Origin of the sequence: Pseudoramibacter faecis (assembly GCF_036289405.1) — a bacterium.
Classification (GTDB): Bacteria; Bacillota; Clostridia; order Eubacteriales; family Eubacteriaceae; genus Pseudoramibacter; species Pseudoramibacter faecis.
The window spans coordinates 36825-63728 of the sequence record NZ_JAYFFI010000012.1 but is presented as its reverse complement, the minus strand read 5'-3'; the positions used below and the strand labels follow the sequence as shown (position 1 = coordinate 63728).

28 protein-coding genes, 5 tRNA genes and 1 pseudogene are annotated in these 26904 nt (G+C 54.6%); 30 read left to right on the top strand and 4 right to left on the bottom strand.

The window, feature by feature from the left end:
* The first annotated feature begins 148 nt into the window (after positions 1-148).
* From V3C63_RS08620 to V3C63_RS08585, 7 genes and pseudogenes are all read left to right on the top strand, one after another.
* Positions 149-916, top strand: a complete 768-nt coding sequence (locus V3C63_RS08620; RefSeq protein WP_329887386.1) for an aspartate/glutamate racemase family protein — start codon at positions 149-151, stop codon at positions 914-916.
* Between the two features lie 75 nt (positions 917-991).
* Positions 992-1894: an AraC family transcriptional regulator gene (locus V3C63_RS08615; protein ID WP_329887385.1), complete on the top strand. Its 903-nt coding sequence runs from the start codon at positions 992-994 to the stop codon at positions 1892-1894.
* Between the two features lie 133 nt (positions 1895-2027).
* Positions 2028-3442: pseudogene (locus V3C63_RS08610) on the top strand (MATE family efflux transporter).
* Between the two features lie 158 nt (positions 3443-3600).
* Positions 3601-4971: a MurT ligase domain-containing protein gene (locus tag V3C63_RS08600; protein WP_329887382.1), complete on the top strand. Its 1371-nt coding sequence runs from the start codon at positions 3601-3603 to the stop codon at positions 4969-4971.
* An 11-nt stretch (positions 4972-4982) separates the two neighbouring features.
* Positions 4983-5726 carry a type 1 glutamine amidotransferase gene (locus V3C63_RS08595; RefSeq protein ID WP_329887381.1) on the top strand — a complete coding sequence of 248 codons (744 nt, stop codon included), beginning with the start codon at positions 4983-4985 and terminating at the stop codon, positions 5724-5726.
* A gap of 29 nt (positions 5727-5755) precedes the next feature.
* The gene (locus V3C63_RS08590; protein ID WP_329887380.1) at positions 5756-6952 is read left to right on the top strand and encodes a M20 metallopeptidase family protein; all 1197 of its coding nucleotides are present in this window, start codon (positions 5756-5758) and stop codon (positions 6950-6952) included.
* 9 nt (positions 6953-6961) lie between these two features.
* Entirely contained in the window at positions 6962-7702 is a 741-nt protein-coding gene (locus V3C63_RS08585) for a class I SAM-dependent DNA methyltransferase (protein ID WP_329887379.1), read from the top strand.
* 56 nt (positions 7703-7758) lie between these two features.
* Here V3C63_RS08585 and V3C63_RS08580 read toward each other — a convergent pair whose 3' ends face one another.
* Positions 7759-8358: a cytidylate kinase-like family protein gene (locus tag V3C63_RS08580; RefSeq protein WP_329887378.1), complete on the bottom strand. Its 600-nt coding sequence runs from the start codon at positions 8356-8358 to the stop codon at positions 7759-7761.
* A 209-nt stretch (positions 8359-8567) separates the two neighbouring features.
* Here V3C63_RS08580 and V3C63_RS08575 point away from each other — a divergent pair.
* The 11 genes from V3C63_RS08575 (at position 8568) to scfA (ending at position 13547) form a co-directional block, all read left to right on the top strand.
* Positions 8568-8643 (top strand) — tRNA-Val (locus V3C63_RS08575).
* A 6-nt stretch (positions 8644-8649) separates the two neighbouring features.
* Positions 8650-8726, top strand: a tRNA-Asp gene (locus tag V3C63_RS08570).
* A gap of 1 nt (position 8727) precedes the next feature.
* Positions 8728-8803, top strand: a tRNA-Phe gene (locus tag V3C63_RS08565).
* Positions 8804-8813: 10 nt separating this feature from the next.
* Positions 8814-8888 (top strand) — tRNA-Gly (locus tag V3C63_RS08560).
* 8 nt (positions 8889-8896) lie between these two features.
* Positions 8897-8970 (top strand) — tRNA-Cys (locus tag V3C63_RS08555).
* Positions 8971-9058: 88 nt separating this feature from the next.
* A complete protein-coding gene (ruvA, locus tag V3C63_RS08550; protein WP_329887377.1) occupies positions 9059-9673 on the top strand; it encodes a Holliday junction branch migration protein RuvA in 615 nt (204 codons plus the stop codon).
* A gap of 17 nt (positions 9674-9690) precedes the next feature.
* Positions 9691-10752 carry a Holliday junction branch migration DNA helicase RuvB gene (gene ruvB / locus V3C63_RS08545; RefSeq protein WP_329887376.1) on the top strand — a complete coding sequence of 354 codons (1062 nt, stop codon included), beginning with the start codon at positions 9691-9693 and terminating at the stop codon, positions 10750-10752.
* A gap of 14 nt (positions 10753-10766) precedes the next feature.
* Positions 10767-11816, top strand: a complete 1050-nt coding sequence (queA, locus tag V3C63_RS08540) for a tRNA preQ1(34) S-adenosylmethionine ribosyltransferase-isomerase QueA (protein WP_329887375.1) — start codon at positions 10767-10769, stop codon at positions 11814-11816.
* Between the two features lie 17 nt (positions 11817-11833).
* Entirely contained in the window at positions 11834-12985 is a 1152-nt protein-coding gene (tgt, locus tag V3C63_RS08535; protein WP_329887374.1) for a tRNA guanosine(34) transglycosylase Tgt, read from the top strand.
* A complete protein-coding gene (gene yajC, locus V3C63_RS08530; RefSeq protein WP_329887373.1) occupies positions 12963-13373 on the top strand; it encodes a preprotein translocase subunit YajC in 411 nt (136 codons plus the stop codon). Before tgt ends, yajC begins: the two co-directional genes overlap by 23 nt.
* Before the next feature lie 33 nt (positions 13374-13406).
* Positions 13407-13547 carry a six-cysteine ranthipeptide SCIFF gene (scfA, locus tag V3C63_RS08525; protein WP_329887372.1) on the top strand — a complete coding sequence of 47 codons (141 nt, stop codon included), beginning with the start codon at positions 13407-13409 and terminating at the stop codon, positions 13545-13547.
* Here the strand turns inward: scfA and V3C63_RS08520 are convergent.
* Positions 13491-13676: a hypothetical protein gene (locus V3C63_RS08520; RefSeq protein WP_329887389.1), complete on the bottom strand. Its 186-nt coding sequence runs from the start codon at positions 13674-13676 to the stop codon at positions 13491-13493. The genes scfA and V3C63_RS08520 overlap by 57 nt on opposite strands.
* Between V3C63_RS08520 and scfB the strand changes: the two genes are divergently transcribed.
* The 3 genes from scfB to V3C63_RS08505 all read left to right on the top strand — a co-directional run bounded on the left by scfB (position 13668) and on the right by V3C63_RS08505 (position 15853).
* The gene (gene scfB / locus V3C63_RS08515) at positions 13668-15062 is read left to right on the top strand and encodes a thioether cross-link-forming SCIFF peptide maturase (protein ID WP_329887371.1); all 1395 of its coding nucleotides are present in this window, start codon (positions 13668-13670) and stop codon (positions 15060-15062) included. The two genes, V3C63_RS08520 and scfB, sit on opposite strands and share 9 nt — an antisense overlap.
* Positions 15063-15540: 478 nt before the next feature.
* Positions 15541-15702 carry a hypothetical protein gene (locus V3C63_RS08510; protein ID WP_329887370.1) on the top strand — a complete coding sequence of 54 codons (162 nt, stop codon included), beginning with the start codon at positions 15541-15543 and terminating at the stop codon, positions 15700-15702.
* Position 15703: 1 nt separating this feature from the next.
* A complete protein-coding gene (locus V3C63_RS08505) occupies positions 15704-15853 on the top strand; it encodes a hypothetical protein (protein WP_329887369.1) in 150 nt (49 codons plus the stop codon).
* A gap of 120 nt (positions 15854-15973) precedes the next feature.
* On the opposite strand, the gene V3C63_RS08500 is transcribed toward V3C63_RS08505, so the two are convergent.
* Positions 15974-17482 carry an IMP dehydrogenase gene (locus V3C63_RS08500; protein ID WP_329887368.1) on the bottom strand — a complete coding sequence of 503 codons (1509 nt, stop codon included), beginning with the start codon at positions 17480-17482 and terminating at the stop codon, positions 15974-15976.
* Positions 17483-17646: 164 nt separating this feature from the next.
* Here V3C63_RS08500 and recD2 point away from each other — a divergent pair, with 164 nt between their 5' ends.
* Genes recD2 through V3C63_RS08485 form a run of 3 tightly spaced genes read left to right on the top strand, consistent with a single transcriptional unit; the run spans position 17647 to position 21533 of the window.
* Positions 17647-19968, top strand: coding sequence for an SF1B family DNA helicase RecD2 (gene recD2 / locus V3C63_RS08495; RefSeq protein ID WP_329887367.1), 2322 nt, complete (start codon positions 17647-17649; stop codon positions 19966-19968).
* The gene (locus V3C63_RS08490) at positions 19965-20711 is read left to right on the top strand and encodes a ComFC family protein (RefSeq protein ID WP_329887366.1); all 747 of its coding nucleotides are present in this window, start codon (positions 19965-19967) and stop codon (positions 20709-20711) included. The genes recD2 and V3C63_RS08490 overlap by 4 nt, the downstream gene beginning before the upstream one ends.
* Before the next feature lie 27 nt (positions 20712-20738).
* Positions 20739-21533 carry a tyrosine-protein phosphatase gene (locus V3C63_RS08485; protein ID WP_329887365.1) on the top strand — a complete coding sequence of 265 codons (795 nt, stop codon included), beginning with the start codon at positions 20739-20741 and terminating at the stop codon, positions 21531-21533.
* Between the two features lie 67 nt (positions 21534-21600).
* On the opposite strand, the gene V3C63_RS08480 is transcribed toward V3C63_RS08485, so the two are convergent.
* The gene (locus V3C63_RS08480) at positions 21601-22500 is read right to left on the bottom strand and encodes a LysR family transcriptional regulator (RefSeq protein WP_329887364.1); all 900 of its coding nucleotides are present in this window, start codon (positions 22498-22500) and stop codon (positions 21601-21603) included.
* Between the two features lie 210 nt (positions 22501-22710).
* Between V3C63_RS08480 and V3C63_RS08475 the strand changes: the two genes are divergently transcribed.
* The 6 genes from V3C63_RS08475 (at position 22711) to V3C63_RS08450 (ending at position 26889) form a co-directional block, all read left to right on the top strand.
* A complete protein-coding gene (locus V3C63_RS08475) occupies positions 22711-23397 on the top strand; it encodes a dihydrodipicolinate synthase family protein (RefSeq protein WP_329887363.1) in 687 nt (228 codons plus the stop codon).
* Positions 23394-24098, top strand: a complete 705-nt coding sequence (locus V3C63_RS08470) for an FAD-dependent oxidoreductase (protein ID WP_329887362.1) — start codon at positions 23394-23396, stop codon at positions 24096-24098. The genes V3C63_RS08475 and V3C63_RS08470 overlap by 4 nt, the downstream gene beginning before the upstream one ends.
* Complete coding sequence (locus V3C63_RS08465; RefSeq protein ID WP_329887361.1) at positions 24088-24684, top strand: 4Fe-4S dicluster domain-containing protein; 597 nt, start codon at positions 24088-24090, stop codon at positions 24682-24684. Before V3C63_RS08470 ends, V3C63_RS08465 begins: the two co-directional genes overlap by 11 nt.
* Entirely contained in the window at positions 24635-24937 is a 303-nt protein-coding gene (locus V3C63_RS08460; RefSeq protein WP_329887360.1) for a (2Fe-2S)-binding protein, read from the top strand. Before V3C63_RS08465 ends, V3C63_RS08460 begins: the two co-directional genes overlap by 50 nt.
* Before the next feature lie 73 nt (positions 24938-25010).
* Positions 25011-26579 carry an alanine/glycine:cation symporter family protein gene (locus V3C63_RS08455; RefSeq protein WP_329887359.1) on the top strand — a complete coding sequence of 523 codons (1569 nt, stop codon included), beginning with the start codon at positions 25011-25013 and terminating at the stop codon, positions 26577-26579.
* On the top strand, positions 26557-26889 hold the full coding sequence (locus V3C63_RS08450) for a cupin domain-containing protein (RefSeq protein ID WP_329887358.1): 333 nt from the start codon (positions 26557-26559) through the stop codon (positions 26887-26889). Before V3C63_RS08455 ends, V3C63_RS08450 begins: the two co-directional genes overlap by 23 nt.
* The last annotated feature ends 15 nt before the right edge of the window (positions 26890-26904 follow it).

The following is a 26904-nucleotide window of genomic DNA, read 5'->3' as shown; positions in this document are numbered from 1 at the left end:
GTGTAAGATGTTTGTAGTGACTCATAGTTTCTCCTTGAATATTGGATGTCTTTGCAAACACCATTATACCAAGGCTATGAGTCATTATTTATTTGTTGCACTTAGATTATAAATTCAGGAATAAGAAAATGGAAAGGAAGTGGCCATCATGAGACATTATGGTTATATCACCGAGGCCAACGACGATTTTAACGCTGTGAAGCCCCGGGCCCAGCAGATGTCCGGTTATTCGATCGGCATCATGCTTCTGGATGTCGGCTACCCGATTGTGCCGGGAAATGTCGCCAACGCGACAACCTTTGATTTTCCCGTGCGCTATGTCAAGGTTAGGGGTGTGGATTCTCCGAGACTGCACACCAAAGATCCCACCATCATCGAAGATTTGACGGCGGTCGGCAAAGAGCTTGAGGCCGACGGCGTGCGGGCAATCATCTGTGCCTGCGGGTATTTCGGCCGCTGGCAAAAACAACTGTCCGAAAGAATGGATGTGCCGGTTTATGCGTCGAGCCTCACCCAGATTCCGATAATCAAAATCGGTCTGAAAGAAGGCCAGAAGATCGGCGTGCTCTGTGCCGTGACCCGGACCTTCGATGACGAGCTGCTCTCGTGTGTCGGGGTAGACGATCCGTCCATCTTGGTGGTCAAATCGATGGAAGAAGCGCCAGAATTTTCGGCGATCCCACGAGACCGCGACACCATGAACAGCCACATTGTCCGGGATGAATTGGTGGCCGCATCCAAGGAACTGGTCGCCCAAAATCCGGAAATTGGCGCCATTCTTCTGGAATGCAGCGACATGCCGCCTTATGCTGCGGCCATTTCAGCAGCGGTCAATCTGCCGGTTTACGACTTCACGACGATGATCCGCTGGGTAGAATCTGCCGTCGCCAGAAAGCCCTTTGAGGGATATATTTAATTTCTCGATTCAATTGTTTTTATGAGTGTCTTCGCTGGTTTGCTTATTAAAAAGTTATAATAGGGAAGAATAAAAATGAAGTCATCGAGATTACAGACAGAGCCGCTGCGGGAAGTCAATCGATATCGGGACCCGGATTTTCCGGTGGGGATGTATACCGTAACGCCGCGGGGCATTGTGCCGGAAGGGCGCGGCTACCGCGATTTACATTGGCACGAAGAGATGCAATACACGTTAGTTACCAAAGGATGGCTGTCGATGCAGGTCAATGGGATTGACCATCATTTAAAAGAAGGGCAGGCGATTTTCATTAATCGCAATGCCTTGCATATCTCGACCAAAATGGCAGACGACGGCTGTTATTTATCGTTCAGTTTTCCCCAGAAGCTCGTCTCCTTTTTTCCGGGGAGCCGAATGGAACAAAAAAACGTTTTGATTCTAACGGGCAATGTGGCGATCTCGGTGCTGCTTTTAACGGATAAGCCCTGGCATCAAAAAATCATTCGGGAGCTTTACACCCTTCCGGCATTGCTTACGGGCAAGACGACAACGAATTTTGAATATCTCATTTCGCTCAAATTGGTTCGATGCTGGTATCTGATTATCGAGCACATCGACGAATTTTATAAAACGCCGACCAAGAGCTTTTCCCAAAAACAAGAACGGGTTCGCGATATGCTGACCTATATTCACAGCAACTACGCTCATCCGATTCAGCTGGAGGAAATTGCCGAGATGGCGGATATCAGCGTGACCGAATGTTGTCGATGCTTTAAGGAGCTGATTAAAAAGAGCCCCATTCAGTATTTGATGGACTACCGTTTGGATCGGGCGCTGGAGTTGCTCAACGAAACAGGACTTTCTGTTTCGGAGGTTGCACAGAAAACGGGCTTTCCGGATTCCAGTCATTTTATTCAGCGCTTTAAGAAGCGGACCGGCCAAACGCCGGGGAAATACCGAAAATACGAGCAGAAATGATAAATCAGGATAAGATTGATTATCTCGATGTGTGGCGCCCCGCGCAATGATCCGACCTGCGCGGGGTTTTTGATGTTGCCGGGGATTAAAATTCGATATTTTGGCAGCGTGGACTGCGTTTTTAAGGAGGACAATGAAACAGAAAGTCACACGGATGCTTCGGGACGGCGGGCCAAGCGCGCTGAAGCAAAAAAGCCTCGTCGCTTTAAGGCTGAGTCTGCCTGCGATGATGGCGCAGCTGACTGCCATTATCATGCAGTATATCGATTCGGCGATGGTTGGCGCCCTGGGCGCTGAGGCTTCCGCGGCAATCGGGTTAGTTTCGCCGGTGATCTGGTTGATCGACGGCCTGACCTTTGCCGCCGTTTATGGTTTCACTGTGCAAATTGCGCACCAAATCGGGGCGAAGCACTTTAATCAGTCTCGGAGCATTTTTCGATTGGGAGCCGCCGCCGATTTGATTTTTTCGGCCGGTCTGATGCTAATCGGTCTTGCCATCAGTGTGAAGCTGCCGTTTTGGCTCGGCGCATCAGGGGCAGTTGCGCCCGGAGCGAGCCAATACTTTATCGTCTATGCTTTATTTCTTCCCTTCATCCAGCTTGAACGTCTGGCCGGAACCGCACTGCAGGCCAGCGGCAATATGAAAGTTCCGGCCATTTTTGAGGGGAGCATGTGCGTGTTGGATGTGCTCTTTAACGCCCTGCTCATTTTTCCTGGCGGGGTGCGCCACATTGGCGCGCTTGCTTTTTATCTGCCCGGCGCCGGCCTCGGCGTGTTGGGAGCAGCGCTGGGAACCGCGTTTTCGAGGGTTGTGATCATGGGAATCTTGCTTTATTACGGCGGGTTCAAAACAGAAAGCCTTCGCTTCAAGCGGGGGGAGCAATCTTTTTCGAAAAGTGAAGGATTGAGAAGGGCCGGCAGAATTTTTTGGCCGGCTTGCCTCGAACGCATTTTCATTAATGGCGCCATGATCCTGACGACCTGGATCATTGCGCCATTGGGGACGATCGCCATTGCGGCCAATGCGTTTGCCACGACGGCAGAGAGCGTTTGTTATATGCCGGGATTTGGCGTTGCGTCTGCCGCGTCGACACTGGTCGGACAGAGGGCGCCGGAGACAAAAAATCTGCCCGACACTTTGCCTGGATCACCGTGGCCCTTGGCGCGTTACTCATGATGCTGCTGGGCCTTCTCATTTATTTTGCCTGTCCGTATATCATGGCGTATTTAACTCCGGTGATTGCTGTGAGAAAGCTGGCGGTAAAAAGTCTTCGAGCCGTTTTGTATGCGGAGGGCTTTTATGGGGCATCCATTGTCGCGGTGGGGGCGCTTCGGGGTGCCGGGGACACATTGATCCCGAGCGTGATATCGATGGCGAGCATCTGGGGCGTTCGCATCTCTCTGGCCGCCCTGCTTGTCAGGGATTACGGTTTGGTCGGGGTTTGGACGGCCATGGCCATTGAACTCATCGTCCGTGGCCTGATCTTTATCCTGCGTCTGGGCTCAAAGGGGTGGGTCAATCGCTTGGCGGCAGACCCCGGAGCATAAGCCGTGGGTTTTGCGCCCGCCCGAACCCATCCCGCCGAAAGATCAACCGCAGGATAAAATCTAAGCGCGAGCCGATGGGTTCGCGTTTTTATCGGCCGGTTTTACGGCCGGCGCTTAGCTATTGTCAAAATCTTTCGGGAAGTGTTATAATCATTCGCATGAAATTAAAAGCTTATTTATCCATCCTGGCATCGAAGATGACCAGAGGGCTGCTGCGCGCCGTGGGCCGCGGCGGCACCGATTTTCCCGGGCGGGTGGCGATGACATTCGACCACCAGATCTTGAAGCGGGTGTCCCGCGGGGTGACCTGCATCATCGTGACGGGGACCAACGGCAAAACCACCAGCTCCCGGATGATCGAGCAGGCGCTGACAGACGCCGGCGCCTCCTTCTTTTGCAACAAATCCGGGGCGAACCTGATCTCCGGCATCACAGCGGAGTTTATCAGCAATGCGACCCTCGGCGGCCGCTGCAAAAAGGATTACGCGCTGATCGAATGCGATGAGGCGGCCTTTAAAGAAGTCTCGACCATGGTGGACGCCAAGGTCGTGGTGGTCACCAATATTTTTAGGGATCAGCTCGACCGTTACGGTGAGGTGACCCACACCCTGGACAACATTAAAATCGGCATCGGGTACAGTCCGAACGCGACCCTGTGCCTGAACGCCGACGATTCCTTGGTGGCTTCCATTGCCGATGATTTTGAAAACTCGGTGATTTTTTACGGCGTTAACGTGCCGATCTACCAAAAGCGGGTGGCCGAGGTCTCCGATGCGCCCTATTGCATCAAGTGCAAACACGAATACGTCTATGACTACACCACCTACGGCCATCTCGGGGGCTATCGCTGCCCCCATTGCGGCTATCACCGGCCGCAGCCGGCCGTCGCCGTTACGGAAGTTATCGTCAGCGATGCCGACCATTCCGAGGTTGCCATCGCGGTGGGGGACCAAACCTATCCGGCGACCATTAACCTGCCCGGCGGCTACAATATTTATAACGCCTGCGGCACGGTGGCGGCGGGCAAGGCGCTCCACTTCGATATCGAGATGGTAGTGCATTCGCTTTCCGCCTTTGCGGCGGGCTTCGGCCGGATGGAAAAGTTCACGATCGACGGCACGGATATGCGCATGATTCTCGTCAAAAATCCGGCGGGCTGCAATCAGACGCTCAATTTTGTGACGAACACGGATGAACCCGCGGTGTTCGTCGTCTGTTTGAACGACCGGGACGCCGACGGCACGGACATCAGTTGGATCTGGGATGTGGATTTCGAGCAGATCGTCGCTATGGGTGACAAGCTGACCGCCCTTTACGTTTCTGGCGTGCGCGCGGACGAGATGGCCCTACGCTTTAAATACGCGGGGATCCCCGAGGACAAGATGCAGGTGATCCCGGATTACGAAACGCTGATGCAGGCCTGTGCGGCCCAGGATCACCCGGTGTATATCATGCCGACTTACACCGCGATGATGGATCTGCGTGCGAAGATCACGAAGCTTTACGGCATTAAAAATTTCTGGGAATAAGGAGGGATGCGATGAATAACACGAGAAAAACCCTGCGAATTTGTCATCTTTATCCGGATATTTTAAACCTCTACGGGGACCGCGGCAACGTGATGTGCCTGACGAAGCGGCTTGAGTGGCGGTGCATCGGGGCCGAGGTGACGGGAGTCTCGGTGGGCGAGACGCTTCACGCGGTGGATTATGATCTCTTTTTCATTGGCGGCGGCCAGGACTTCGAACAGGAGGTGCTCCTGCCGGATCTCGCGGCGGGCAAAGCGGCGGAGATCGTCGCGGCCGTCGAAGACGGCAAGACCTTTCTTGCCATCTGCGGCGGCTATCAGATGCTCGGCCGGTATTATAAGACTTGGGACGGGCAGCAATGCGATTTTATCGGCGCGCTGGATCTTTACACCGTGGGTGAAAAAGTGCGCATGATCGGTAATTACGCTTTCAGTTTTGACGACGTGCCGGGCACCGAGGTGGTCGGCTTTGAAAATCACTCCGGCAAAACCTGGCTGGGCAGCGGCGTGCGTCCGATGGGGCAGGTGCTCGCCGGACACGGCAACAACGGAGAAGACGGCACCGAGGGTGCGCGCTATAAAAACGTCTTTGCGACCTACAGCCACGGCTGCCTGCTGCCGAAAAACCCGGCGGTGTGCGACGCACTGCTGGCTGCGGCCCTCACCCGCAAATACGGCGTGGCCGAGCTTGCGCCGCTCGACGACACCATCGAAAATAACGCCCGCGCCGCGATGAAGCGCCGGCTGCTGGGTTAAGCATCTGAGTTGGAATCGAGGTAAACACAGTGAAGAAAGCCAATTGGGCGGCCGTGGCCCAAAACTATGCCGATGAGGCCGTAGCTGTTCGGCGGGCGCTGCACCGCATTCCGGAGGCCGGCTTTGAAGAACGCAAGACCCAGGCGTGGATTGTGGATTATTTGAAAGCGCTGGGCTACGCGCCAAAGCCCATTGTGGACACGGGCGTCGCCCTTTTGATTCCGTCGGCAGACGGCAAGGACAGCGGATGCATCGCCTTTCGCGCGGATATGGACGCCTTGCCGGTCACCGAGCCGGATGCGGTGCCCTTTCGCTCAGATCATCCGGGGATGATGCATGCCTGCGGTCACGACGGTCACATGACGATGCTGCTGCTTTTGGCTAAATGTCTGCACGATCATCCCGAGCTGCGCGCCCAGTCGGTGCTTTTGATTTTTCAGCCGGCCGAGGAAGGGCCCGGCGGGGCCGCTCCGGTGTGTCGCTCCGGCATTTTTGAGCGAACCGGCGCCCGGGCCATCGTGGGCTACCATCTTTTTCCCGATGTGCCGGAAGGGACGATCACCGTCGCACCGGGGCCGGTGATCGCGATGAACTCGGAAATTTATCTGGATGTGCGCGGCACGGCCAGCCACGCAGCTCATCCTGATCGGGGACAGGATGCCCTTGTTGCGGCGGCGCAGCTGGTGCTCGCCATTCAGACCATTGCCTCCCGCAGCCTCGATCCCAAGGACGCGGCCGTGGTGCATCTGGGCACCATCGACGGCGGCACCCGGATGAACATCGTCGCGGATCACGTGGCGCTGACGGGCACGATGCGCTCCTTTGGTGAAGGGGTGCATCAAACCATCCAGCGGCGCATCCGTGAGATCGCTGCGGGCATCGGGACGGCGAACGGCGTGACAATTGATGTGAAGTTCATCGATATGTATCCGCCGGTGGTCAACGACGCGGCCTTGTATCAGGCGGTGCGGCCGCTTATCGGCGGTGATGTTGCGCCCTTTAAAAAGCGCATGATCGCCGAGGACTTTGCCTATTACGGCAAGCATTTGCCGGCGCTGTTCATGGGGATCGGCGCGCACAGCGAGGCCAAAGGCTTCACGGCTGAGCTGCACACCCCGGCTTTCGGCTTTGACGAGAAAGTGCTTTTGCGCGGCCTCGAGGCGGATCTGGCGATCGTCGCCGGTGTGCCGAGATCCTTTGGCGGCGCGGATCAGACACAGGAATAGGAGAGCAAGGTGTACGAGGATTTTTCAAAAGTTTATGACGAGCTGATGCAGGAAATTGATTACAGCGAATGGGCCGACTACCTTTTTCGCATCACCCTCAACGCGGCGCGGCCGATCAAAAAAGTGCTGGAATTCGGCTGCGGCACCGGCAATATCACCCTGGAGCTCGCGAAGCGGGGCTTTGATGTGACGGCGGTGGATCTGTCGGAGGAGATGCTCACCGTGGCGGATGAAAAGGTCGGAGCCGCAGGTTTGGACATTCGTTTTTTCAAGGGCGATATGAGTAATTTTCGCATCGACGAGTCATTTGACGCGGTTTTTTGCTGCTGCGACAGCGTGAATTACCTGCCGACGCTGCAGGATGTGGAAAATTTTATCATCTGTGCCGGCGAGGTGCTCGCGCCCGGCGGCATGCTGATCTTCGATATGAACACGTCGGAAAAATTCAAAAACGTGATCGGGGATAACACCTTTGTCTACAATTTCGATAACGTGTTTTGCGTTTGGGAGAATCGCCCGGATGCGGAGGCGAAGAAGGTGACTTATGATCTGTCCTTTTTTGTGAAGCGAGACGACGGCTTGTATGAGCGTTTTGAAGAAACCCAGGCGCAATACAGTTATCCGGTGGAAGATGTGTTTAAAATGCTCAAGGCACCGGCGTTTAAAAATGTGAAGATCTATGATTTCGGAACGTTCCTGGCCGGCGGCGTCCTCAACGACCGGGTGCAGTTTGTCGCTGAGAAGCGCTGATCGGACAAAACAAAAAACCTCGCAACAGGGTTGCGAGGTTTTTTGTTTCTGAAAATTTACAAGTGACGATAGACGGCGGCCAGCAAATCGACGGCCTCCTGCACACTGAAGATGGAAGCATCAAAGGCCATGTCATACTGACGCAGATCGTTCCAGTCCCGATCGGTGTAGTAGTTGTAGTATTGACGACGGCGCTTGTCCATCTTCTTCACGACGCTGGCGGCGTCCCGCTCCGAAAGCTGATCTCGTTTGCAAACCGTCTGAATGCGGAAGTTCAGCGGCGCGTAGATAAAGATATGCCGGCTGTCCGTTTTTTCCCGGAGGATATAGTCGGCGCAGCGCCCAACGATGATGCAGTTTTCATCTTCAGCGATTTGTTTGATAACCTTCGATTCAGCGCGGAATGCGGCGTCGTTCACCGTTTCGACAGAGATGTATCCCCGGCCGATATCGTAATTGGCGATTTCGTAGAACCACGGATTGGCCTTGCTTTCATCCGCCTTTTGAACCATTTCTTCCGAAAGATTGGTCTTTTCGGCCGCGAGATGGATGATCTCCTTGTCGTAAAACCCAATATTCAATACTTTGGCAAGTTTTTGAGCGATGGCACGGCCGTTGCTGCCGAACTCTCTGCCAATCGTTATTACTTTACCCATGACAATGCCTCCTTTCATGAGTTTTTACAATTAAAGTATAACATGTTTTGAAAACATTTGCATTAAGAACGGGAAAAATAAAGAGTAGTCTTAATTTTTTAAAAGAAAAGAGTGCCAGACGCTAAAAATAAACAGCAATTTTTTCGAAAAAAATAATTGACAGAAATGGTCTTTTATCGTATTATAATACCTGTGCTTTATGACAGCACGGTCGCTTAGCTCAGCTGGGAGAGCACCTGCCTTACAAGCAGGGGGTCACAGGTTCGAGCCCTGTAGCGACCACCATCAGAAGGCCAGGTAGTTCAGTTGGTTAGAATGCCAGCCTGTCACGCTGGAGGTCGAGAGTTCGAGTCTCTTCCTGGTCGCCATGCCCAGATAGCTCAGTCGGTAGAGCAGGGGACTGAAAATCCCCGTGTCGGTGGTTCGATTCCGCCTCTGGGCACCACTTAATGAATGCGGAAGTGGCTCAGTGGTAGAGCATCGCCTTGCCAAGGCGAGGGTCGCGAGTTCAAATCTCGTCTTCCGCTCCATCTCTTGCGGTGGCATAGCCAAGCGGTAAGGCACAGGTCTGCAACACCTTTATCCCCAGTTCGATTCTGGGTGCCACCTCCATTAAGAAATGAACGCTAAACCAGCATGGTTTGGCGTTTTTTGCTATCTAAAACCATTGCGCCATCGCGCAACCAAACGGAGGAACGACGTGTTTGAATATATCAAAGGACAACTGGAGGCACAATCGGCCGACACCGTGGTGATTGAGAACAACGGCATCGGCTACCGGGTGCACGTGTCGCTGACGACCATTGCCGAATTGCCGCCGCTGCATGAGAAGTTGACGCTTTTGCTTTATCCGGCCTTTCGCGAGGACGACGTCACCCTCTACGGCTTTGCGACGGAGGAAGAGCGCGGGCTTTTTGGCACGCTGATCGGTATCTCGGGCATCGGGCCCAAAGCGGCGATGGGGCTATTGTCCCAATTTGCCGAGGCCGAGCTCATCCGCCATATTGTAAACGGCGACGCCAAGGCCATCGCCCGGGCGCCGGGTATCGGCAGGAAAACCGCCGAGCGCATCATCTTAGAGCTCAAGGACAAATATAAAGACATCGCGGTGGATGATGAGGCTGTTTCGGCCGGGGGTGTCACGGTGAAACTGCGGGCGTCGGACAATCTGACCGACGAAGGCATCAATGGGCTGCTTGGGCTAGGGTACACCTATGCCGAGGCGTCGGATCTGGTGGCGCGGACACTGGCGCCGGGCATGACCATCGAGGAGCTGCTTACGGCGGCGCTGACCTTGGCCGGCTCGAGCCGCTGAGCGATTGAGGAACGGACATGAAAGATCGCATCATCACAACTGAATTTACCAAGCCGGACATCGAGATCGAAAGTTCCCTGCGCCCGACCAGCCTGGAAGAATACATCGGGCAGAGCCGAGTTAAAAAGCAGATGGGGATTTTTATTGCCGCGGCGAAAAATCGGGGAGAATCCCTCGATCATGTGCTGCTTTACGGCCCGCCGGGGTTGGGCAAGACCACCCTGGCGAATATCATCGCTGGTGAGATGGGCACCCATATTCGCATCACTTCGGGGCCAGCCATCGAAAAGCCCGGAGATCTTGCCTCTATTTTGACGGGGCTGAAAGCCGGGGACGTGCTTTTCATCGACGAGATTCACCGGATGCAGCGCCAGGTGGAGGAGGTGCTTTACCCGGCGATGGAGGATTTCGCCCTGGACATCATCATCGGCAAGGGGCCGGGGGCCAAGAGCGTGCGCTTGGATCTGCCGCGGTTCACCCTGGTGGGCGCGACCACCAGGGCGGGGCTGCTCTCGGCGCCGCTGCGCGATCGTTTCGGCGTGGTGCAGCGGCTCGAGCTTTACGACGCGGCGGATCTTTCGGCCATCGTGCGCCGCTCCGCCCGGATTTTAAACATCGACTTGGACGCGGCCGGCGCCATGGAGCTCGCGCGACGCAGCCGGGGCACCCCGCGCATTGCCAACCGCTTGCTCAAGCGGGTGCGGGACTACGCCGAAACCGAGGGCAGCGGCCACATTGATCTGGCGACGGCCCGGCGGGCGCTGGCTTTGTTTGAAGTGGACGATCAGGGCCTCGACGACATCGACCGGCTGATGCTGCGCACCATTGCCGAAAAGTTTGACGGCGGCCCGGTGGGACTTAACACCCTGGCGGCCGCCATCGGCGAAGAGCCCGGCACTATTGAGGAAGTTTACGAACCGTATTTGATGCAGTTGGGATTTTTGTCGCGAACGCCCAGCGGCCGCATCATCACCTCGGCGGGGTGCCGGCATCTGGGTATCGCGCCGCGCACCGGCAAAGGCGACGGCCAGCAGATTTCGCTGTCGGCGCTCAGTGCTGAAAACACAGAAGATGACTAAGGCAGGAACATTATTTGGAAACTTTACGAACAGAGGATTTTCATTACGATTTGCCGAAGCGGCTGATCGCTCAGACGCCGGCCGAACAGCGGGACAACGCCCGGCTGATGGCCATCAGCCGCGCGACGGACGCGATTGAGGACCGGCATTTTCATGACATTATCGACTATTTGAATTCCGGCGACCTTCTGGTGATGAACGACACCAAGGTCTTGCCGGCGCGCATCTTTGGGCAAAAGGCGGATACCGGCGCCAAGGTGGAGCTTTTGCTGCTGACGCGGCTCGGCGATCACCGCTGGAAAACCATGGTGAAGCCCGGGCGCAGGGCAAAGCCGGGAACGACGCTGGATTTTTATGATATGGCGGGCGAGCGGGTGCTGCGCGGGACCATTGAGGAAACCGTTGACGGCGGGCTGCGGGTGATCCGCTTCGAATACGACGGGGTGTTCGAGGCGATTTTAGACGCCATCGGCACGATGCCCCTTCCGCCCTATATTCACGAGACTCTCCAGGATCAGAGCCGCTATCAGACCGTTTACGCCGAGCACGACGGCTCGGCGGCGGCGCCGACGGCGGGGCTTCACTTCACCGATGCGCTGCTCGGCGCCATCGCGGCCAAGGGCATTGGCATCGCCAAGGTAACGCTTCACGTGGGGATCGGCACCTTCCGCCCGGTGAAGGCCGAGAACATCCTCGACCATTACATGCATTCGGAGCGTTATCTCGTGCCGAAGGAAACGGCTGAAGCCATTGCGGCGACCAAAGCGGCCGGCGGCCGGGTGATCGCCGTAGGGACGACGACGGTACGGACGTTGGAAAGTGTGGCTCGGGACCACGATGGAAAAATCGCGGCGGCCGGCGGCAGCACGGATATTTTTATTGTTCCGGGATTTCACTGGCAGGTGGTGGACGCGTTAATCACCAATTTTCACCTGCCCGAGTCCACGCTGCTCATGTTGGTGTCTGCCTTTTACGATCGGGAAAAAATCCTCGCGGCCTATCAGCATGCCATCGACGAAAGCTATCGTTTTTTCAGCTTTGGCGACGCCATGTTTTTGTATTAACGCAGGGGAGCCTTATCTTGTTTCGATACGAACTGATCAAAAAAGATAAATACACCGGCGCGCGGCTCGGCCGCATCATCACCGACCACGGCGAGATCGAAACGCCGATCTTTATGCCGGTGGGCACCCAGGCCACGGTCAAGTCGATGAATAATCAGGAGCTGGATGCTGTCGGGGCCCAGATCATTCTGGGCAATACCTATCACCTTTACCTGCGCCCGGGGGAGGACATCATGGCCAAGGCCGGCGGGCTGCACCGCTTCATGCATTGGGACAGGCCGATTCTCACCGATTCCGGCGGGTTTCAGGTGTTCTCCCTGGGGCCGATGCGCAAGATCACCGAGGAGGGCGTGCATTTCGTTTCCCATCTGGACGGCTCCCGCCACTTCATGACGCCGGAAAAATCCATTCACATGCAAAACATCATCGGGGCGGACATCATCATGTGCTTTGACGAATGCGCCCCGGCCGACGCGGACTATGTCTACACGAAAAAGTCGATGGAGATGACGACGCGCTGGGCGGCGCGCTGCCAGGCGGCCCACGAACGCCCGGATGCGCAGGCGCTGTTCGGCATTGTGCAGGGCGGCATGTTCGACGATCTGCGGGCAAAGAGCGTCGCGGACCTGGTGGCCATGAATTTTCCGGGCTACGCCATCGGAGGATTGAGCGTCGGAGAGAGCCACGACAAGATGTATCATCTGCTCGACGTGACGACGCCGCTTCTGCCGGAGCACAAGCCGCGCTATCTGATGGGGGTCGGATCGGTGGACGCGCTGTTTGAGGGTGTGATCCGCGGCATCGACATGTTTGACTGCGTGCTCCAGACGCGCATCGCGCGAAACGGCACCGCCATGACATCCGAGGGCAAGAAGGTTATCCGCAACGCGGCCCACCAAGAAGATTTCTCACCGCTGGATCCGGCATGCGACTGCTACGTGTGCCGCAATCACACCCGGGCCTATCTGCGCCATCTGGTTAAATGCAAGGAAATATTGGGTGCGCGGTTGTTGACATATCATAATTTATATTTTACACTTAAGCTAATGGAAAAAATTCGTGAAGCGATCCGGAACGATGCATTGTTGGAGTTGCGCGACTCGGTTTTTTGCCAATATGGAATTGAGAAGATAGGAGTTTATGAAAATGCAGGGAAATCCATTGGTTAATATTTTGCCGGTCATCATCTTGGCCGTGTTTTTATATTTTGTGATGATCCGCCCCCAGAGCAAGCGGCAGAAAAAAGTGAATGATATGCTGGCCAATATGAAAATTGGCGACGAAGTCATGACAGCCGGCGGATTTTATGGTATTATTAATGCATTGGACGACGAAAACGTCGTTTTGGAACTCTTGCCGGATTTCCACAAGGCGATGATCCGCAAGCAGTCCATTGTCAAAGTGATTACGCCGCAGGAAGAAGACGAAGCGCCCGCAGAAGCGGAAGAAGATGCCAAAGCGACTCCGGAGATTTCAGAAGCGTCCGAATCGCAGGATCAGACAGCGGCCGAACAGCCGGAGGCGGCGGACTCGACGTCGGAATCCAAAAACGCATAAACATCACAGAGGAACAAAGGAAGGGGTATCATCATGAAACACATAAAGATTATCAGCAAAGGCCGTCTTTGTGACACGAAGAACAAAGGCTGCGGCGAATGCCAGACATCCTGCCAGTCAGCTTGCAAAACTTCCTGCACCGTTGGGAATCAGCAGTGCAAAAACGTTCAGTAAAATCTGAATGACGTCAGCGCCAAACAGGCAGATGCGGATTTGTCCGGTCTGCCTGTTTTTATGTTCGACGCCCTTTGATAACGCTAACCAGGCAAACCCTAAAACGAGAAGAGGAACCCAATGATTCATCAATTTTATCTCAACGGTTATTATATTGTGCTCGATGTGGCCAGCGGCACCCTGCTCTCCGTCGACCGCATGACCTACGACCTGTTGGGCGACTACAAAGCCCTTGGCCGGGAAGAAATCATTGCCAAATGGCAGAATTGCTACAATCCTGCGGAAATTGCCGAAGGCTTGGACGAGATCGCCGAGCTTGAAGCAGGTGGCATGCTCTACGCGAAAGATGATTACGATCCGATGGTCTATCAGAATTACGATCTGATTAAATCCATGTGTCTGAACGTGGCTCACGATTGCAATCTGCGCTGTGCCTATTGCTTTGCCTCCCAGGGGGATTTTAACGGCGACCGGGATTTGATGCCGCTTTCAGTTGGCAAGAAGGCCTTCGATTTTCTGGTGAGTCAGTCCAAAAATCGGCATAACCTCGAGGTGGACTTTTTCGGCGGAGAGCCGCTGATGAATTTTGGAGTTGTCAAGGATTTGGTGGCCTATGGGCGCAGCCTCGAGAAGGCCCACGAGAAACACTTTAACTTCACGATAACCACCAACGCTGTGCTGCTGAATGATGAGAACATGCGCTGGATCGACGACAATATGAACAATGTGGTGCTCAGCCTCGACGGGCGCAGGGCCGTGAATGATCGGATGCGCAAAACGGTGAGCGGCGGCGGCTCCTTTGACGTTATCATCAAAAATATTAAAAAAATGGCTGCCCTGCGCGAGGCCAGCGGCAAAGAATATTATGTCCGCGGAACCTACACCAAAAACAATCTCGATTTCGGCAAGGATGTGGAATTCCTTGCAGAGCAGGGGTTTTGCTCGGTCTCCGTAGAGCCGGTGGTCACCGATGAAACCAAAAACTACGCGATCCTCGAGGGAGATATCGATCAGATCAAGGCGGAATACGACCGCCTGGCGCTGGCCTATCTCGATAAAGAGGCCAGGGGCCTCGACTATCTCTTTTATCATTTCATGGTGAATCTGGACGCCGGCCCCTGTGTGTATAAGCGCATTTCGGGCTGCGGCGCCGGCCGGGACTACGTAGCCGTAACGCCCCAGGGCACGATTTATCCCTGCCATCAATTTGTGGGCAACGCGGATTTTATCATGGGAAATGTAGACGACGGCATTACCAACCCGCAGATCAAGGAGACGTTTATGGGCGCCAATCTTTTGAGGAAAGAAGCCTGCAAAGATTGTTGGTGCCGGTATTTTTGCGGCGGGGGCTGCCATGCCAATGCCTGGAACTTTAACCGCACGGTGATGAAACCTTATGACGTGTCCTGCGAGATCGAAAAACGCCGGGTGGAAAATGCCCTGATGATTAAAATTGTTCAGGATGAACGCGCCGCGGCTGAATCCGAAACGGTTGCAGGCGTCAAAGAAGCATAGAAACGCAAAGGGCAAACATTTTCAAAATGTTTGCCCTTTGCGTTTGACAGAAATCATTCGGTTTTCTATAATAAAGTTATCCCGAGCTGTGGTTGTAAGTCGAAGCCAGTCGCAGGCAAAACGATCCACGTAAGTTTAACCAAAAAAGCAAATAAAACGATCATGGTGCGGTCTAGATGTAAGTCCAGCCGCGCGGCTTTGCATTTTGCGAAGCTGCGGCGAGAGAAGGGGCGTGAGATGATATCAAGCTAAGCTTCCAGCTGGCGGGTGTGGGGGCAAAGACCAGGTCAGTCGGGGTGCCGGGGATTCATTTTTCAATGGATCCTTTTTTATCTGCACAAAATTCCAGCGCGTGCTTATCAGCGGCATAATGAAGAAAAAGTTTTTGGCGGGGCAAAAAAATGGCGAAAACGCTTGCGGGGAGGGTTATTTAAGCTATAATAAAAAATATCATAAATAAGCCAAAGGAGCGTTAACGATGAAGAAAATCAGAAAAGTTCGCAGCGATTGCACCGTGGGCACTTTCGAGAAAAGAAATGATTTGCCGGCGGGCACGATTCGAAACAAAGACGGCCGGGATACCAGAAGCGATAAGAAAATCGGGACCATCCGCAAGGAGGCAGAAAAGGACGAGCGCTGAGATGGACAAGAAGTGGAAGGTCATTTTGCTGGTGGCATTGGTGATTTACGTCGTGTCGCCGGTCGATTTGGCGATCGGTCCGATTGACGACGCGATTTTCGCATTGGCAGGAATCGTCGCAGTTTCTCGTAAAAAAATCGATAAAAAATAATTTTTAAAAGCCTTAAATAGATAGGCTGCAAAAGGATGTTGCCCCATAATAGGCGGGGCAGCATCTCTTTTTTGATTTGCGTACAAAAAAAGCCCGATTTATCGGGCCGCAGAAAACAAATTAGCGGATGGGCTGAACGTTGGTGTCCTTGAGGATAACGTCGTGAGCGCCGCCCTCGGTGATGCTGGTGGCGGAGACCAGGGTGAGCTTGGCGTTTTGCTGGAAGTCGGGAATGTTGAGCGCGCCGCAATTGCACATGGTGGAGCGGATCTTGGAGAGCGTCCCGGCCACGTTGTCGTGCAGGTTGCCGGCATAGGGCACGTAGGAATCGACCCCCTCTTCAAAGGAGAGCTCCTTCTTGCCGCCCATGTCGTAGCGCTGCCAGTTGCGGGCGCGGCTGCTGCCCTCGCCCCAGTATTCCTTCATGTAGTTGCCGTTGATGGTAACGGTTCGGGTCGGGCTTTCGTCAAAGCGGGAAAAATAGCGGCCGAGCATCACGAAGTCGGCGCCCATGGCCAGAGCCAGAGTGATGTGATGGTCGTACACGATGCCGCCGTCGGAGCAGATGGGGATGTAGACTCCGGTTTCTTTGTAATAGTCATCCCGGGCGCGGGCCACCTCGATCACCGCGGTGGCCTGGCCGCGGCCGATGCCCTTTTGCTCTCGGGTGATGCAGATGGAGCCGCCGCCGATTCCGATTTTGACGAAGTCCGCCCCCGCCTCGGCCAGGAAGCGGAAGCCTTCGGCATCGACCACGTTGCCGGCTCCGACCTTGACGCTGTCGCCGTAATGTTTGCGGATCCAGCCGAGGGTCAGGCGTTGCCATTCGGAAAAACCCTCGGAGGAATCGATACAGAGCACGTCGGCTCCGGCGTCGATGAGAGCCGGTACCCGTTCGGCATAATCCCGGGTATTGATGCCGGCGCCGACAAGATAGCGCTTCTTGGCATCGAGCAATTCCAGCGGGTTAGATTTATGCACGGAATAATCTTTGCGAAAAACGAAATAAGCAAGGGAGCCGTCTTTGTTGATGATCGGCAGGGTGTTGAGTTTGTTGTCCCAGATGATGTTGTTGGCTTCTTTGAGGGTGGTGCCTTCCGGCGCGGAGACGACCTTGTCCTTGGGGGTCATAAATGCTTTGACTTTGGTGGCAGGATCCATGCGGCTGACGCGGTAGTCCCGGCTGGTGACAATGCCGAGAAACTGACCGTTGGCAGTGCCGTCGCTGGTGATGGCGACGGTGGAATGGCCGGTGCGCTGCTTGATGTCCAGGCAGTCCTGCATGGTGTCTTCCGGGGAGAGGTTGGTGTCGGAGGGAACGAAGCCGGCTTTATAAGCCTTGACCCGGGCGACCATTTCCGCTTCGTCCTCGACGGACTGGGAACCGTAGATAAAAGAGATGCCGCCTTCCTGGGCGAGGGCGATGGCCATCTTTTCGCCGGAGACCGACTGCATGATGGCGGAGACCATGGGGATATTGATGGACAGCGTCGGCGCTTCGTCTTTTTTGAACTTGACCAGCGGGGTTTTAAGGTCGACGTTGTCAGGGATGCATTCGGCGGAGGAATAGCCGGGGACAAGCAGATATTCGTTAAAAGTGCGGGACGGTTCGTCAAAAAATTGTGCCATGTTTTCTCCTTGCTTAAATGGGTTTGGGAATGTATGGAAAAACGATACGGAAACGATTGAATCCACCGGATACACAGAGAGCAATAACCTCACGATTATTGCTCTTGCGTTGGATTCTGAATATTTTTAAACAGTATATAAGTTTTGACATCGGGTGTCAAGCGATGAAACGCTTCTCAAAAGGAAATAATCACGGCGAAGGGCGGCCGGCGATTTACACGCCGGGTGACTTTGGGTATAATGAAATCACAGAAACGGAGGTCGGCATGGACAGGCTCAAAGGTTCCCTGGAACATATTGTATTTCATAACGAGAAGAACGGCTACACCGTAGCGGATTTCGACGTGGACGGCGAGATGGTTACGGTGGTCGGCACGATGGAATCGCCGCAGATGGGCATCTTTCTCGCGATGGAAGGCGACTGGAAGGATCACCCGACCTACGGTCGCCAGTTCCAGATGGAAAATTATCGCATCGACCTGCCGACCTCCGAAGAGGGACTCGTGCGCTATTTATCCAGCGGGCTGCTTCCGGGCATCGGGGAAAAAACTGCGCTCGAAATCGTTCAGACCTTCGGCGATAAAACCATGGACGTGCTCGACCACCACCCGGAGGCCCTCCTGTCGGTGCACGGCATCGGGAAGAAGACCCTGGCCCGGATGATGGCAGCCTACGAAGAACAGCGGGAAGTGCGTAATGTTTTGATGGAGCTTCAGGAATACGGCATCTCCTCGCGGACGGCGCTGAGGCTCTATGCGGTCTATAAAGAAGCGACGGTCAGTGTTTTGCTGGAGGATCCCTATCGCATTGTGAAGGATGTGCGGGGGATCGGCTTTAAAGTGGCGGATCAGCTGGCGGCGCGGCTGGGCTTTGAAGCGGAAAACGAAAAGCGGGTGCGTGCCGGTGTAGTGCAAAGCCTGCGGGAGTGCTATGCCCAGGGCAACACCTATATGACCGAGGAGGAACTTTTTGAGAGCAGCGAGCGGTTTTTAGGCGTGTCCCGAGAGGCCATCGAGGTAGCCATGGCCGATTTGGTGCTCTCCGGCGGAATGCATGCTGATGAGATCGACGGGCAGACCGTATATTATCCCGTGGGGCTTTATGAAGCGGAGGACCACACGGCGCTGATTATCACCCAGCTGGTGGCCGGCTTCAGGGAGGCACCCCCAAAAAGCGGTGTCGATCTCGACCGGGCCGTCAGCGATTACGGGCAGGCGATGCAGATCAAGCTCGATGCGGTGCAAGCCAACGCGGTGCGCACGGCCATTGACCAGGGGGTGGCGATCATCACCGGCGGACCGGGCACCGGCAAGACTACCATCATCAACGGGATTTTAACCATTTTAAAGGGGATGCGGCAATCGGTACTGCTGGCGGCGCCGACGGGCCGGGCCGCCAAGCGTATGACCGAAACCACCGGGGAGCCGGCCAAGACCATCCATCGCCTGCTGGAATACGCCTATTCCGACGATGAAACTTTTTCCAGTTTTGAGCGTAACGAAGACAACCCCATTGAGGCCGACGCGCTGATTGTCGACGAGGCTTCGATGATCGATATCACGCTGATGGACAGTCTGTTGTCGGCGATTAAAATCGGGACGCGGCTGATTCTCGTGGGCGATGCGGATCAGCTGCCCTCGGTGGGGCCGGGCAATGTACTTTCTGATTTGATCGAAAGCGGCGCGGTGCCGGTGGTGCGACTTGAACACATTTACCGCCAAAGCGAAAAGAGCATGATCTCGGTGAACGCGCGGGCGATTAACGACGGCATCGTGCCGGAGATCGATAATCATTCGGATTTTGTGTTCATGCGCAAAAGCTCCCAGGAGGGCATCGCTCAGACCATTTTGGAGTTGATGAACTGGCGGCTGCGGGACAATCTCGGCATCGAAAGCGACCGAGATGTCCAGGTGATTTCGCCCATTAAAAAAGGCATCACCGGTGTGGCGCATCTCAATCAGCAACTACAGGCGGTGCTCAATCCGCCGGGGCCGGAAAAGAACGAGCGCGCCTTGGGGCCGGCCGTCTTTCGCGAGGGCGACAAGGTGATGCAGGTGCGCAATAATTATCAGCTGCGCTGGGAAGACCGAGAGGCCATCGACGAGGGCGAAGGCATTTATAACGGCGACATCGGCCGGATCATGCATATCAGTACACAGGCCAAGATGGTGACAGTGCGTTTTAGCGACGGCAAATGGGTGCACTACGATTTTGAACAGCTGGACGAGCTGACCCACGCCTTTGCGATGACGGTGCACAAAAGTCAGGGCAGCGAATTTCCGGTGGTGATCATGCCGATGGTAGGCGGCTCGCCGATGTTTCTTAACCGCAAACTGCTCTATACCGGCGTGACCCGGGCCAAGCGCATGATCATTCTCGTGGGGCATTTCGATCACTTTGTGCGGATGATCCGCGCGGGATCCAGCCGGGAGCGGCGCACCGGGCTTAAGGCGCGCATCTCCCGCTACCAGGCGATGAAAATATGAAAACGGCAAAAACAATGGCGCGCTGGCTGAGCCGGCTGGTCTTTTCGGACAACGACAGCTGCCCGATTTGCGGGAAAGTACTCTTTGACGAGCGGCGTTTTCTTTGCAGCCGTTGTGAGGAGGATTTGCACCGGGCGACAGAACGCGTGTGCAAAAGCTGCGGCCGGGTGCTGGTGGACGATGTGGCGGTGCTTTGTCCGGAATGCCGCCGGGAGACGTCCCCGGTTTTTGACGGCGGCTTTACCTGGCTGGTATATGGCCGAAGCGCCAGCCGTCTGATGTATGGCTTTAAGTTTGACGGGCGGAGGCAGCTGGCCTTTTGGGCCGGGCGTGAAATGGGAAAAGCGGCGGCAAGCTGCGCGTGGCTGCGCGCGGCCGATGCTTTGGTGCCGGTGCCGTTGCATGTCAACCGGCTGGCCAGCCGGGGCTACAATCAAAGCGCTTTGTTGGCCGAAGGCGCGGCGGCCTCGCTGCGGGAAGCGGATATTTCCCTGCCCGTGTGGGAGCATGGTTTGCGGCGCTCGGTAGATACGCCACACCAGCTGGGGGCCGAGCGGGCCTTTCGTCTTAAAAACGTGGCCGGGGCCTTTTGGGTGAATCCGGATCAAAGGGTGGCCGGTAAACGGCTGGTGCTCGTCGACGATGTGATGACCACCGGCGCGACGCTGCGGGCCTGTGCTTCGGCGCTTAAGGCAAGCGGCGCGGCAGCGGTTTATGTGCTGACCTGCGCGGCAACGACCTGACGGTAATCAATTTAACGAGGTGAGACGATGATCGATATGCATAATCATGTGCTTTACGGCGTGGATGACGGCGCCCAAAATCTGGCGGACAGCCTCGCCATGATTAAGAAGGCGGCATCCTTGGGATTCGGCACGCTGGTGCTGACACCCCATTACATGACGTATCGCGGCTATACGGCCGCACCGGAGCTTTGCAATCAGCGCAAGGCCGAGATCGAGACGGCCCTGCTCAAAGACAAGGTGCCTGTCAGGCTGATCGTCGGCAACGAGTTGCTCTACGATTACGATCTGGTGCGGGCTTTTGGCGTGGGAAAGTTTCAGCCCATCGGCGCGACGGATTATTATCTGATCGAGACGACGCGTCAGGGCGGCTCGGCACTGGCCCTTCAGAACTTTATGCATCGGCTGCACCAGATGGGAAAAAAAACGATTTTGGCGCATCCCGAGCGCTATGACTTTGTGCAGGACGATCCCAATGTGCTCTTGGATTTTGTGGCGGCGGGCACCTTGATTCAGGGCAATTACCTGAGCCTGTTGGATTATTACGATCACGCGACGACGGCGACGCTTAAGATCATGCTCGAGCACAACATGGTGCAGCTGATGGCTAGCGACGCCCATCAGGTGGAGGGCTACGCCCTTTATCCCGAAGCGGCAGCGGTCGGCGGGCAGCTGATCGGCAAGGATGCCTGGCAGCGTCTGATGACAGGCCATCCCCGGGCGGTGTTGGCCAATGGGTGCATTGCCGCCAAGCCCATGCCTTATAAAAAACCGGCCGTCAAAACGGCAATTGGCAATCTCGGCAGTTGGCTGCCGTGGTGAGCATTTGATCGACCAAAAATAGAAAATCGGACACCTTATTACGAACTATGCCTGATAGGTGTCTTTTTTATTGCCGTAGAAAATCATCCAGCGCGTCAATAAAATGCTGCAAAGTCGGCGGCATATTTTGTGGCGGCCATGCGGCGATGATACTTTCATCGAGGTCTGTATCGATAAATGGAACCGCAACGAGATTCGGAAATCGGTCGAGATTTTGGATACAGTAGTTTGGGACGAGCGCAATTCCTTCTTCACAGGCAATCATCATGAGTACGCAGGAAAGGTTGGTGCTGTTTAGAATGATGTTTGGTTTATAACCAGCGTTTTCATAAAGTTTGATGTACTGCTTTTCGATGGACGTGCGCTCGGATGATGTCAGGAGCAAAAGCGATTCACCCTTCAAGTCACTGCGCTTGAGGGTATTTCTTTCTGCAAGCGGGTGGTTTTTATCGCAGACAACGTAGGATGTGACTCGGGTCACGGGTTTTGAAACGATCTGATCGGTTTTATTGATGTGTGTGCTTTCCCAGATGAAAATCAGATCGTAAAGCCCTTTGATGAGATCAGAGGTTAGTTGATCGGAATTGTCGCAGTAAATCTCCAGATTGATCGTGGGGAATTTTCGATGGAACGAAATGAGCCAATTTGGAAGGTCAGAGTATTCATAATTTTGGGTGAATCCGATTTTCAGGGTGCCGCTTTCACCAGTGGCCAGATTTTTTGTTTTTTTAAAAGCCAGACGCGCGTATTTCATGACGCGTTTGGCCTCCGGGTAAAAAACTTTTCCGGCATTTGTGAGCGAAACCGGGCGCGTGCTCCGATTGATGAGCATTGTGTTGAGCTGTTCTTCCAAAGCCTTGATTTGCTGGGTGATCGCTGTTTGTGTGATATAGCAGTGCTCTGCTGCTTTGGTAAAGCTTTGATAATCTGCCACAGCAACGAAGTATTCCAATTGATTTAAGTTCATGAGTTCTCCCTATTTTGATTTAAATTGAATAATGCAAGACATCATAAGATTATCTTATATTATCATGAATTTAAACGATTTACAATCGGGATAAAACGGTTTTATGATAATGATAGATTAAAGATATGGCGATAAGACCATGTCGTTCAATCCGGCCGGATTGTCAGCGATACGAAGGTTTTCTAAGTTCGGAGTAAAAGGAGATTAAAAATGAACAGAAAATATGCACATGTTTTCCCGGCGATGGTTACCCCGTTTAATGAAGATGGCACATTTAATATTGAAACGGCAAAAAAACACGCTGATTGGATGATCGACAACGGGATCGGCGGCATCGGCGTTTTGATGGCGGCCGGTGAATATCAGAGCGTCACTCTTGAACAGCACAAAGCGTACTGCCGCGAGATGATTCCATACATTAAATCCCGCGGGGCGTCCGTGATTGTCGGCTGTTCCAGAGAACGCGTGGAGGATGTCCTCGAGCTCATGCAAAATGCCTATGAAGCAGGCGGCGACGCGGCGATGGTGCTGCCGGCCTTTTATTACACACCAGATCAAAACGAAATTTATTTGCATTATAAGTATTTAAATGATCATTTTAAGCAGATTCATAAATTTTTCGGATTGAAACGGCACCACGCTGGAGTGCGCGGCGTTGATATCGGCAATGAATTGTTGGAAGAAGTCAAAAATCTGGGGGTTGATGTCAGCCTGAATACAGTAGCTTACGGCTTTTATCCCAACGATGAAGGCGTCGCCCTCATTGTCGATGGCAAAAAAGGCGAAATCGTCCATCCACAAAAGATCATCATGGCGACAGGGGCTTCAGAAAATCCATTGGCATTTCCCGGTTGGACCCTGCCGGAGTGGCGGGGGCTGGCGCCATTCAAACGATGATCAACGTCAACCGCGTGTCGGTCGGCAAACGCATTTTAATGATCGGCTCGGGCAATGTCGGCCTCATTGTGACCTATCAGCTGCTGCAGTCCGGTGCCGATGTGGTCGGCATCGTTGAAGCGGCGCCGATCATCGGGGGTTATGCGGTGCATTCGGGAAAAGTCTGCAGGGCCGGTGTGCCGATTTTAACCAGCCACACCGTGCTTGAAGCCATCCCGAACAAAGATAAGAGCGGTGTCGTTGGGGCGATCATCGCCGAAGTGGATGCTCAATTTAAGCCGATTGCGGGCACGGAACAATTCGTCGAATGCGACACGATCGGCATCGCGGTCGGATTAAGTCCGGACATCGCGCTGGGATCCATGGCGCGCGTCGATTTTACGAACGGCGGCCGGCTTGGCGGCCGTGTTCCGATGCACGACCACGACATGATGACGACCAAAGACGGCATTTATGTCGCGGGGGACGCGTCCGGCGTCGAGGAGTCGTCGTCGGCCATTGAAGAAGGGAAACTTGCCGGTGTGGCCGCTGCAGAAGCTCTCGGGAGAGTCGATCCGGCCCAGGCGGCGGCAGATAAAGCCGGTATTTGGGAATCGCTCAATCAGCTGCGGACCGGCCCCTTTGGCGACGGTCGGGCCGAGAGCAAAGAAACAATTATGAACGCGATGGACCAATGGAAGGTGGAAAATCATGTTAGATAAAGACGGTTACTTGGCTCTCGAAGAGATCACCGCCATTCCGGGATATCCGGGCGAGGCGGCCCTGGCCGACAAAAAATGCGTGGTGATCGAATGCGCCCAGAACATTCCCTGCAATCCCTGCGAGGTGCTCTGCCCGCACGGGGCGATCAAGGTGGGGACGCCGATCACCCATCTGCCGGCGGTCGATCCGGAAAAATGCATCGGCTGCGGTCTTTGCGTTGCAGGATGTCCGGGGCAGGCGATTTTTCTGGTCGACCAGACACATGAAGACTACGATGCGATTACACTGCCCTACGAATATTATCCGATTCCAAAGAAGTCGGATAAAGTGTGCGCCCTCAGTCGGGACGGCCGAAAGATTGCGGATGGTGAAGTTCTGAAAGTCATCACGACGAAGCGAAACGACCGAACGAGCGTCATCGAAGTGAAGGTTCCAAAGGGGTATGGCATGCTCGTGCGCGGCATCGCGACGGATGAAAACCATATGATGACGGGCGAGGCCGTTCGTGACGCTGAACCGGCCATGGTGGCGGCCATTGACGACAGCACCATATGTCTGCCGCTGCGAAGAGATCACCAAGAATGAAGTGCTCGAAGCGGTGAGAAACGGCGCGACCAGTGTCAACGAGGTCAAGCGGATTTTGCGCCCGGGCATGGGACTTTGCCAGGGACGCAACTGCGCCAAGACCATCGAAGGGTTAATCGCGAGAGAACTGAATGTGCCGCCGGCAAAGGTCGCTCCGGCGACGAAGCGCGGCCCGGTTCGTCCGATCAAGATGAGCGGCTACACCACGCTGGATGTCGAGGCGTCGGCCGAATTTTACGAACACGATTGGTGAGCCGGTTCAGACGCAAAAGCGCGGGATGCCGTTTTCACAGAGGCACCTTGCCAACATAAAAGAAGGGCTGTGAATGCGGAGAAATGGAGAAAACAGCTTGGAAAAACTCATTGTGACCGTCGACGGATGGATTTGGGCGCTGCCGTTAATCGTTTTGATTTTCGGTTCGGCGATTTATTTCACCATTTGCATGCGGTTTGTGCAGCTGCGGGATTTGAAGCATCAAGTCCACGTGTTGTTTAGAAAACGGGAATCGGAGGTCGGTGTCACGCCGATCGAATCGTTTATGAGCATCGTCGGCTATCGCGTCGGCACCGCGAACATCGCCGGCGTTTGTGTGGCGGTGTTGTGGGGCGGCCCGGGCGCCATTGTCTGGATGTTGATCTGCTCGCTGCTCGATGCGGCGATCTCCTATGCGGAGTGTGCGCTGGGCAATATTTACAAAGTGGAGCAGGACGGGGAATACCGCGGCGGCTCCTACTATTATCTGTCTCGCGGGCTCGGACTTAAGAAACTGGCGGCGATCTTTGCCGTGCTGACCATCATTTGTGTGCCGGTTTTAACCGTCGGTCCTCACGCCAATTCGATCGCGCTGGCCTTTAATGCGGCGACCGGGGTGCCGAAATGGATTTTCGGGCTCATCATCGCCCTCATTTTGCTCTGGACCGTCTTTGGCGGCATCAAGCGAATCAGCAAGGTGGCGACGGTTGTGGTCCCGATCATAACCATTGGTTATATCGTTTGCACCATCATCGTGATCGTTTGTAACATTACGAGCCTCCCGAGCCTGTTCGCGACGATATTCACCAGTGCCTTCGGCGCCAACGCGGTGTTCGGCGGCTTGATGGGGAAAGCCATCAGCTGGGGCGTCAAACGCAGCGTCAATTCTTCCGGGGCCGGCATGGGCGAAGCCGTTCCGACGGCTTGTGCGGCAGAAGCGGCGCATCCCGGGGAAAGTGGTCTGGTGAACTCCTTTTCGGTTTTTATCGACGTTTCGGTCTGTTTCTGCACCGGACTGATGATTTTGCTGACAGATTGTTTTAACGTTGTCGCGGCAAATGGCAAAACTTATATTCACATTGGCAATGGGGCGATCAGTATGCGCGAAATGGCAAAGACGTTTACGGCGGGCATTCCATGGACGCAGAATGCGGTTGGCACCCTTTTCGGAAGAGGTGGATCCATTTTCATCGCTTGCTGTATCCTGATGTTTGGGTTCACCACCGTTTTAAATTATTATTATCAAGGGGAAACCGCCTTCGTCTATTTGCTCAAGGGAACGAGCGCGGGCGTTCGGAAAATGGCGATTCTCATTTTGCGATTGGTTGTGCCGGCCGTGTTCTTCATCTTTGCCGTTTCGACGGCAAACGCGACGTGGTCGATTGGGGAAATCGGCGTCGGCATCATGGTTTGGACCAATGTGATCGTCTTGCTCGTCATGTCGCCGTCTATTTTGAAGGTTTATCGCGATTATCAGGCACAGCGGGATTTGGGCATTGAAGAACCGCTTTTCGATCCGGATAAAGTTGGAATCAAAAATGCGGATATTTGGAAAAAGATCAACGCGGAGCGTTTTGCAGCGCGCGCGGCTGAAATGAAAAAAATAATAAGGAGTGACAATGATGCAGACAAAGGTTGTTAAAGCAGAAGAAGCCAATATCTTTTTGGAAGGGTTGGAAGTGTGCAGAGAATATTTTCATTCGGAAAAAATTACCTTTGGGACCTCAGAACTGATGCCGGGACAGACCGGCGCGATCGATCAAGGCCATCCGGATTCCCACGAAGTCTTTTATGTGGTGCGCGGGGAAGTGCTGCTGCGCTGCGGCGAAAAATTGTATGACTTGACAGAAGGCATGGCGCAGATCATTCCGCCGGGAGAACCGCACCAGTTGACCAATATCGGAGACGAAAAATGCATCGTCAGCTGGAGCTTGGCGCCGAGCGAATTTTAAGGAAGAGGACTTGCC

Coding starts and splice junctions, on each gene's coding strand:
- V3C63_RS08620 (WP_329887386.1), top strand. CDS start 149: ATGAGACATTATGGTTATATCACCGAGGCCAACGACGATTTTAACGCT.
- V3C63_RS08615 (WP_329887385.1), top strand. CDS start 992: ATGAAGTCATCGAGATTACAGACAGAGCCGCTGCGGGAAGTCAATCGA.
- V3C63_RS08600 (WP_329887382.1), top strand. CDS start 3,601: ATGAAATTAAAAGCTTATTTATCCATCCTGGCATCGAAGATGACCAGA.
- V3C63_RS08595 (WP_329887381.1), top strand. CDS start 4,983: ATGAATAACACGAGAAAAACCCTGCGAATTTGTCATCTTTATCCGGAT.
- V3C63_RS08580 (WP_329887378.1), bottom strand. CDS start 8,358: ATGGGTAAAGTAATAACGATTGGCAGAGAGTTCGGCAGCAACGGCCGT.
- ruvB (WP_329887376.1), top strand. CDS start 9,691: ATGAAAGATCGCATCATCACAACTGAATTTACCAAGCCGGACATCGAG.
- yajC (WP_329887373.1), top strand. CDS start 12,963: ATGCAGGGAAATCCATTGGTTAATATTTTGCCGGTCATCATCTTGGCC.
- scfA (WP_329887372.1), top strand. CDS start 13,407: ATGAAACACATAAAGATTATCAGCAAAGGCCGTCTTTGTGACACGAAG.
- scfB (WP_329887371.1), top strand. CDS start 13,668: ATGATTCATCAATTTTATCTCAACGGTTATTATATTGTGCTCGATGTG.
- V3C63_RS08520 (WP_329887389.1), bottom strand. CDS start 13,676: ATGAATCATTGGGTTCCTCTTCTCGTTTTAGGGTTTGCCTGGTTAGCG.
- V3C63_RS08510 (WP_329887370.1), top strand. CDS start 15,541: ATGAAGAAAATCAGAAAAGTTCGCAGCGATTGCACCGTGGGCACTTTC.
- V3C63_RS08505 (WP_329887369.1), top strand. CDS start 15,704: ATGGACAAGAAGTGGAAGGTCATTTTGCTGGTGGCATTGGTGATTTAC.
- V3C63_RS08500 (WP_329887368.1), bottom strand. CDS start 17,482: ATGGCACAATTTTTTGACGAACCGTCCCGCACTTTTAACGAATATCTG.
- recD2 (WP_329887367.1), top strand. CDS start 17,647: ATGAAACGCTTCTCAAAAGGAAATAATCACGGCGAAGGGCGGCCGGCG.
- V3C63_RS08490 (WP_329887366.1), top strand. CDS start 19,965: ATGAAAACGGCAAAAACAATGGCGCGCTGGCTGAGCCGGCTGGTCTTT.
- V3C63_RS08485 (WP_329887365.1), top strand. CDS start 20,739: ATGATCGATATGCATAATCATGTGCTTTACGGCGTGGATGACGGCGCC.
- V3C63_RS08480 (WP_329887364.1), bottom strand. CDS start 22,500: ATGAACTTAAATCAATTGGAATACTTCGTTGCTGTGGCAGATTATCAA.
- V3C63_RS08475 (WP_329887363.1), top strand. CDS start 22,711: ATGAACAGAAAATATGCACATGTTTTCCCGGCGATGGTTACCCCGTTT.
- V3C63_RS08470 (WP_329887362.1), top strand. CDS start 23,394: ATGATCAACGTCAACCGCGTGTCGGTCGGCAAACGCATTTTAATGATC.
- V3C63_RS08465 (WP_329887361.1), top strand. CDS start 24,088: ATGTTAGATAAAGACGGTTACTTGGCTCTCGAAGAGATCACCGCCATT.
- V3C63_RS08455 (WP_329887359.1), top strand. CDS start 25,011: ATGCGGAGAAATGGAGAAAACAGCTTGGAAAAACTCATTGTGACCGTC.
- V3C63_RS08450 (WP_329887358.1), top strand. CDS start 26,557: ATGATGCAGACAAAGGTTGTTAAAGCAGAAGAAGCCAATATCTTTTTG.